Annotated in this window: 4 protein-coding genes and 1 pseudogene; 3 read left to right on the top strand and 2 right to left on the bottom strand. The window is 74.3% G+C overall.

Annotation, left to right across the window (positions count from 1 at the left end; translation table 11 throughout):
* Nucleotides 1–225: pseudogene (locus ACWENR_RS29375) on the bottom strand (hypothetical protein); the annotation flags it as partial.
* Nucleotides 222–1,856: a PspC domain-containing protein gene (locus tag ACWENR_RS29370; RefSeq protein WP_452280198.1), complete on the bottom strand. Its 1,635-nt coding sequence runs from the start codon at nucleotides 1,854–1,856 to the stop codon at nucleotides 222–224. The pseudogene ACWENR_RS29375 and the gene ACWENR_RS29370, both read right to left, overlap by 4 nt.
* A 171-nt stretch (nucleotides 1,857–2,027) precedes the next feature.
* Between ACWENR_RS29370 and ACWENR_RS29365 the strand changes: the two genes are divergently transcribed.
* The 3 genes from ACWENR_RS29365 to ACWENR_RS29355 form a co-directional block, all read left to right on the top strand.
* Nucleotides 2,028–3,293: a PspC domain-containing protein gene (locus ACWENR_RS29365; protein WP_452280197.1), complete on the top strand. Its 1,266-nt coding sequence runs from the start codon at nucleotides 2,028–2,030 to the stop codon at nucleotides 3,291–3,293.
* Entirely contained in the window at nucleotides 3,293–3,979 is a 687-nt protein-coding gene (locus tag ACWENR_RS29360; RefSeq protein ID WP_452280196.1) for a response regulator, read from the top strand. Before ACWENR_RS29365 ends, ACWENR_RS29360 begins: the two co-directional genes overlap by 1 nt.
* Before the next feature lie 190 nt (nucleotides 3,980–4,169).
* The coding region (locus tag ACWENR_RS29355) for a Cys-Gln thioester bond-forming surface protein (protein ID WP_452280195.1) at nucleotides 4,170–5,324 on the top strand (1,155 nt) is incomplete at its 3' end.

The raw sequence follows: 5,324 nt of genomic DNA, 5'->3' as shown, positions 1-5,324 counted from the left end.
CCAGCCGCGACCACCGCCGCGACCACGCCGGCGAGCCCTCTCACCAGGGTGCCGTGTCGCGCACGTCTTCTCACAAAACTCTCCTCGAGTCGGCGCGCCCGCCAGGAACCAGCCGACCGGTGGCAGGGCGAGCCCGAGCAGTTGGGCGAGCAGCCACCAGGCGGCGATCCCCACGAAGATCAGCCCGAAGGCGAAGGACACGATGTCGGTGCGGTGGGCCTTCACCGGGTCACCTCCAGGTTGCCGGCGTTCACGTGGACGTAGAGGCGCAGCGTGCCGCCGCCGGCGCCGTCCGCGCCCAGGTCGGTCGTCTCCCGCAGCGGGCCGTCCAGGCCGCCGGAGCGCTTGCCGAAGACGAGCGCGTCGCCGGCGTTGACGTCGACCACCGTGGTCACGTCGACGCCCGGCGGCACCACCACGGTGCACTCGCCGAAGTTGACGGCCACGGTGATCTCGGTGCTCTTCTTGTCGAAGTCGACCGCCCGGAGGTCGAGGATCGCGTCGCCGAAGCTGTTCTCGTACCGGACGGCGAGGTCGCGGTGGCTGGTGGGCGCCCAGGTCACGTTGCCGTCGACGCCCCGGATCCGGTCGTAGGACTCCGTCACGGTGGCGACCGCGAGCGCGGCGGCGGCCACCAGGCCGAGGGCGATCAGCCAGCGGGCCCGGCCGAACCAGGTGCCGACGAGCAGCCCGAACCCGACGGTGGCCAGCGCGGCCGCGAAGTATGCCGACGCGCGGACGTCGAAGACGTCCAGCAGGTCGAGGATGGTGACCGCGCCCAGGGCCAGGAAGATCAGCGAGAAGGTCACCGCGCCGAGGGGGGAGCGCTCGCGGGGGCGCTTCGGGGGCTTCACCGGCGGCTTGGGCGGCAGCGGCGGGGCCGCCGTCTGCCCGGCGTACGGGCCGTGCGGGGCGAACGGGGGCCGGTAGCCCGGCGGCAGGGGCGCGGGACGGCCCGGGGCCGGCGCGCCCGACGTCGCGGCGGGCCAGCCGGTCGTGGGCGGCGCGGGCGGCCAGGCGGCGGTTGGCGTACCTCCGGGGAAGGGGGCGGGCGCCGGCGGGCTCCAGGCGGGCAGCTCGGCGGTCGGCTCGGCCGGCTGGCCGGAGGCCGGGACGACGTCCTCCCGCGCGGCCGGCGGCGCGGCCGGGACCGGTGCCCCGCCGGGAGCCACGGCGACGCTCGGCGGGGCCGGGTACGCGGCCGGCGCGGGATAGCTGACCGGCGGCACCGGGCCGGGCGGCGCGGACGGGGCGGGCGGTGCGGCGCCCGTCGACGCGGGCTGGACGCCCCGGTTGTCCCGGTTGAGCACGAGCGCCCCGCCGATCAGGATCGTGGCGCCGAGCAGCACGGCGCGGAACGGGTCGGTGACGACGTAGCCGAAGCTGACCGCGACCAGGATGCTGAGCACGATCACGGTCACCGGGGACATGCTGGACCGGCCCCGCCCGAGCATCGACTCGACCGGGGAGGCGCTGTCCCCCTCGCCGGGGATGATCAGCCAGGCGGTGACGTAGACCAGGATGCCGATGCCGCCGAAGAAGCCGAGCACCGCCAGCAGCACCCGCCAGAGCACCGGGTCGGTGTTGGTGGCCCGGCCGATCGCCGCGCAGACGCCGGCCAGGTAGCGGCCGTCGCGGGGGCGGATCAGCCCGTACCGCGAGGTGAAGCTGACGCCCGCGGGCGGCGGCTGGGGACCGGCGCCGGGCGGGGTCGCCCCGGCCGCGTCGGGCGCGGCCACCGGCGGCGGGGTGCCGAACCCGGCGGTCGAGGGCCCGTCCGTGGGTGTCGGGGCGGGCGGCGGTCCACCCGGCTGTGCCGCCCCGGGACGCGGGGGCTGGGCAGCTTCCTCGGTCATGCCCTCGATCCTGCTCCCCGACCGCCCGGACGACCTCAGGACCCGACCCTGACGCCACCCTGAGATCCCGGCGGCCGGAATGTCGGGGGCGTCCCCGTGGCCGCGCGACGGCGCACCGTGTGACGATCGAACCGGCGCCGACAGCGGACGGTCGCCCGCCCCGTGCCCGTCGTGACCAGGGAGCCTCCGATCGACGCCGTGACCCAGCCGCCCCGCCTCTACCGCGCCCCCGAGCACCGGATGGCCGCCGGGGTCGCCGCCGGCCTCGCCGACCACCTCGGCATCTCGGTGCTCCGCGTGCGGGTCGCCTTCATGGTGCTGCTCGGGCTGAGCGGCTTCGGCCTGCTGCTGTACGCGGCCTTCTGGGCGGTCGTGCCGCTGCGCCCCGGCGACACCGCCGTGCCGCCCCGCCGGGATGTCGGCCAGCTGCTGCCGTTCGTGGCGATCGGCCTCGGGGTGCTGCTGGTGCAGGTGATGGTCTTCGACTCGGTGGGCGCGGCCGGCACCGCCGGCTGGCTCGTCGCGATCATCGCGGTCGGCGCCGGGGTCATCTGGCACCAGTCGGCCCCGGAGCGGCGGCGGCAGTGGGGCGACTCCATGCCGGTGCCCTGGCTGGGTGCGGTCGTGGAGGAGAGCGACCGGCGCGCCTTCGTGCTCCGGTTCATCGGCGGCGGCGTGCTGGTCGCGGTCGGCATCATCGGCGTCGCCGCGGTCTACTCCCCGGCGCAGAACTTCGACGCGGTGCTCAACGGCGTGATCTTCGCCCTGGTCGGGCTGGCCGGCGTCGGCGTGGTGGCGGCGCCGGTGCTGTGGCGGACGTACAACCAGCTCCGCTCGGAGCGGGAGGGGCGCATCCGCGAGCAGGAGCGGGCCGAGCTGGCCGCCATGGTGCACGACCAGGTGCTGCACACCCTGGCCCTGATCCAGCGCAACGCGGCCGACGTCAAGACCGTCCAGCGGCTCGCCCGGGGGCAGGAGCGCTCCCTGCGCAACTGGCTCTACAAGCCGACCGGGTCGCCGACCGAGCGCTTCGCCGCGGCCCTGGAGCAGGCCGCCGCCGAGGTCGAGGACACCTTCGCCATCACCGTCGAGGCGGTCGTGGTCGGCGACCGGGAGACCGACGAGCGGGTCGGGGCGCTGGTCGCGGCCGCGCGCGAGGCGCTGGTGAACGCCGCCCGGCACGCCGGGGTGCAGACGGTCTCGCTGTACGCCGAGGTCGAGCCGGATCAGGTCAGCGTCTTCGTCCGCGACCGGGGGAAGGGCTTCGACCCGGATACGGTGGAGGATCACCGGCACGGGGTCCGGGGCTCGATCATCGGGCGGATGAAGCGGCACGGCGGCCGGGCGGAGATCCGCTCCGGGCCGGGGGAGGGGACCGAGGTCCGGTTGATCCTGCCGATCTCCCGGGACTCGTCCACGGCGGAAAGGGACAAGTGATGACCGAGCAGTCGATGGAACCGGTCGAGGGAGCGGGTGCCGGCGCGGAGCGGCTGCGGGTCTTCCTCGTCGACGACCACGCCATGTTCCGCGCGGGGGTCCGCGCCGAGTTGGGCGCGCACGTCGAGGTGGTGGGGGAGGCGAGCACGGTCGCCGAGGCGATCGCCCGGATCGCCGCGACCCTGCCGGACGTGGTGCTGCTCGACGTGCACATGCCCGACGGCGGCGGCCGGGCGGTGCTGGAGGGGATGCGGCGTACCCATCCGCAGGTCAAGTTCCTGGCGCTGAGCGTCTCGGACGCGGCGGAGGACGTGATCGGGCTGATCCGGGCGGGCGCCCGGGGCTACGTCACCAAGACCATCTCCCCGGACGAGCTGGCCGCCGCGATCCGCCGGGTGGCCGACGGTGACGCCGTGTTCAGCCCGCGGCTGGCGGGGTTCGTGCTGGACGCGTTCGCGGCCCGTCCCGACGCGCCGGTCGCCGACCCCGAGCTGGACCAGCTCACCAACCGCGAGCGCGAGGTGCTGCGGCTGCTCGCCCGGGGGTACGCGTACAAGGAGATCGCCAAGGAGCTCTACATCTCGATCAAGACGGTCGAGACGCACGTGTCCAACGTGCTGCGCAAGCTTCAGATGTCCAACAGGTACGAATTGTCCCGCTGGGCGGCCGACCGACGCCTCGTCTGATCAAATTCTCTTCCCCATCATTTCGGGACGGAAGCGACGAATGCGGCCTACTGGGGCTGACAAACGCTCAATTCCCGTCCCATAATGCCCCGTCGCGTTCTCGCGCGCGGGTGGTGCGAAATCCCGCGGGAACGGCGGCTCCGCTCCGACCCCGTCGCGGGTCACCCCTGGGGAGAGGTACACGAATCTGATGTTCGGACAACGAGGACGGCGCTGGGCGCAGATCGCCCTGGCGACCGTCGCCGGTGGCGCGCTGGCGCTCGGCTTCGCCGCGCCGGCCGCCGCAGCCGACACGACCGGCGTCGCCAAGTCGGTCAAGGGCAGCAGCGTCAAGCTGATGCTCAACGGCAAGCCGAAGAGCGTCAGCGCGTTGGCGCTGGAGATCGACGGGAAGCTCGTCCCGACCTTCTGCATCGACTACCGCACCAACGTCGCCATCGACGGCAAGTACAAGGAGGGCACCTGGGACGAGTCCCAGGTGAAGAACCTCGGCAAGGTGCAGTGGGTGCTCACCCACGGCTACCCGAACGCCGACCCGGCGAAGCTCCTGGTCGCCGCCGGCGCCACCATGCCGGCGAAGGCCGACGCCAAGAAGCTGCTCTACTTCGGCACCCAGACCGCCATCTGGCGCTTCAGCGACGACGTCACCCTCGGGGACTGGGCCGCCGACAAGGACCTGCTCGGCCAGAAGCAGTACGACGTGGTCAAGAAGGTCCACGACTACCTCGTCGCCAACGCCACCGACCAGCCGGAGCCGAAGGCCGAGCTGAGCGTCGACCCGGCGAGCGCCAAGGCCACGGTGGGCGAGAAGGCCGGCCCGTTCACGGTCAGGGGCCCGGCCGGCGAGATCGCCCTCAAGGTCAGCGGCGGCTCGGCGGTCGACGCCGAGGGCAAGCCCGTCACCACGACCACCAACGGTGGGCAGTTCTGGCTCGTCGCGGACGGCGCCGGCGAGGTGAAGGCCACCCTCTCCGCCGAGGGCTCGGTCTCCTTCGGCCGCGTCTTCCTCTTCACCGGTGACCGCCCCGCGCAGAAGCTGATCCTCGGCGGCAGCACCGGCGAGACCGTGACCGCCAAGGCCGAGGCCACCTTCACCGCCGCGCCGACCGAGTCGCCGTCGCCGAGCGCCCCGGCGGAGTCCCCGTCGCCGAGCACCCCGGCGGAGAGCCCGTCGCCGAGCGCCCCGGCCGAGAGCCCGGCCCCGTCGACCTCGCCCGCCAGCGGCGGCGGCGACCTGCCGCTGACCGGCTCCCCGATCGCCGCCGCCATCGCGGCCGGCGTGGCGCTGCTGGCCGCCGGCGCGGTCGCCGTGCTGGTGGTGCGCCGCCGCCGGCTGCGCTGCACG

The organism is Micromonospora sp. NPDC004336, assembly GCF_053602615.1.
Note: the sequence above shows the minus strand (reverse complement) of the source record. Positions and strands in the feature narration are given on the sequence as shown.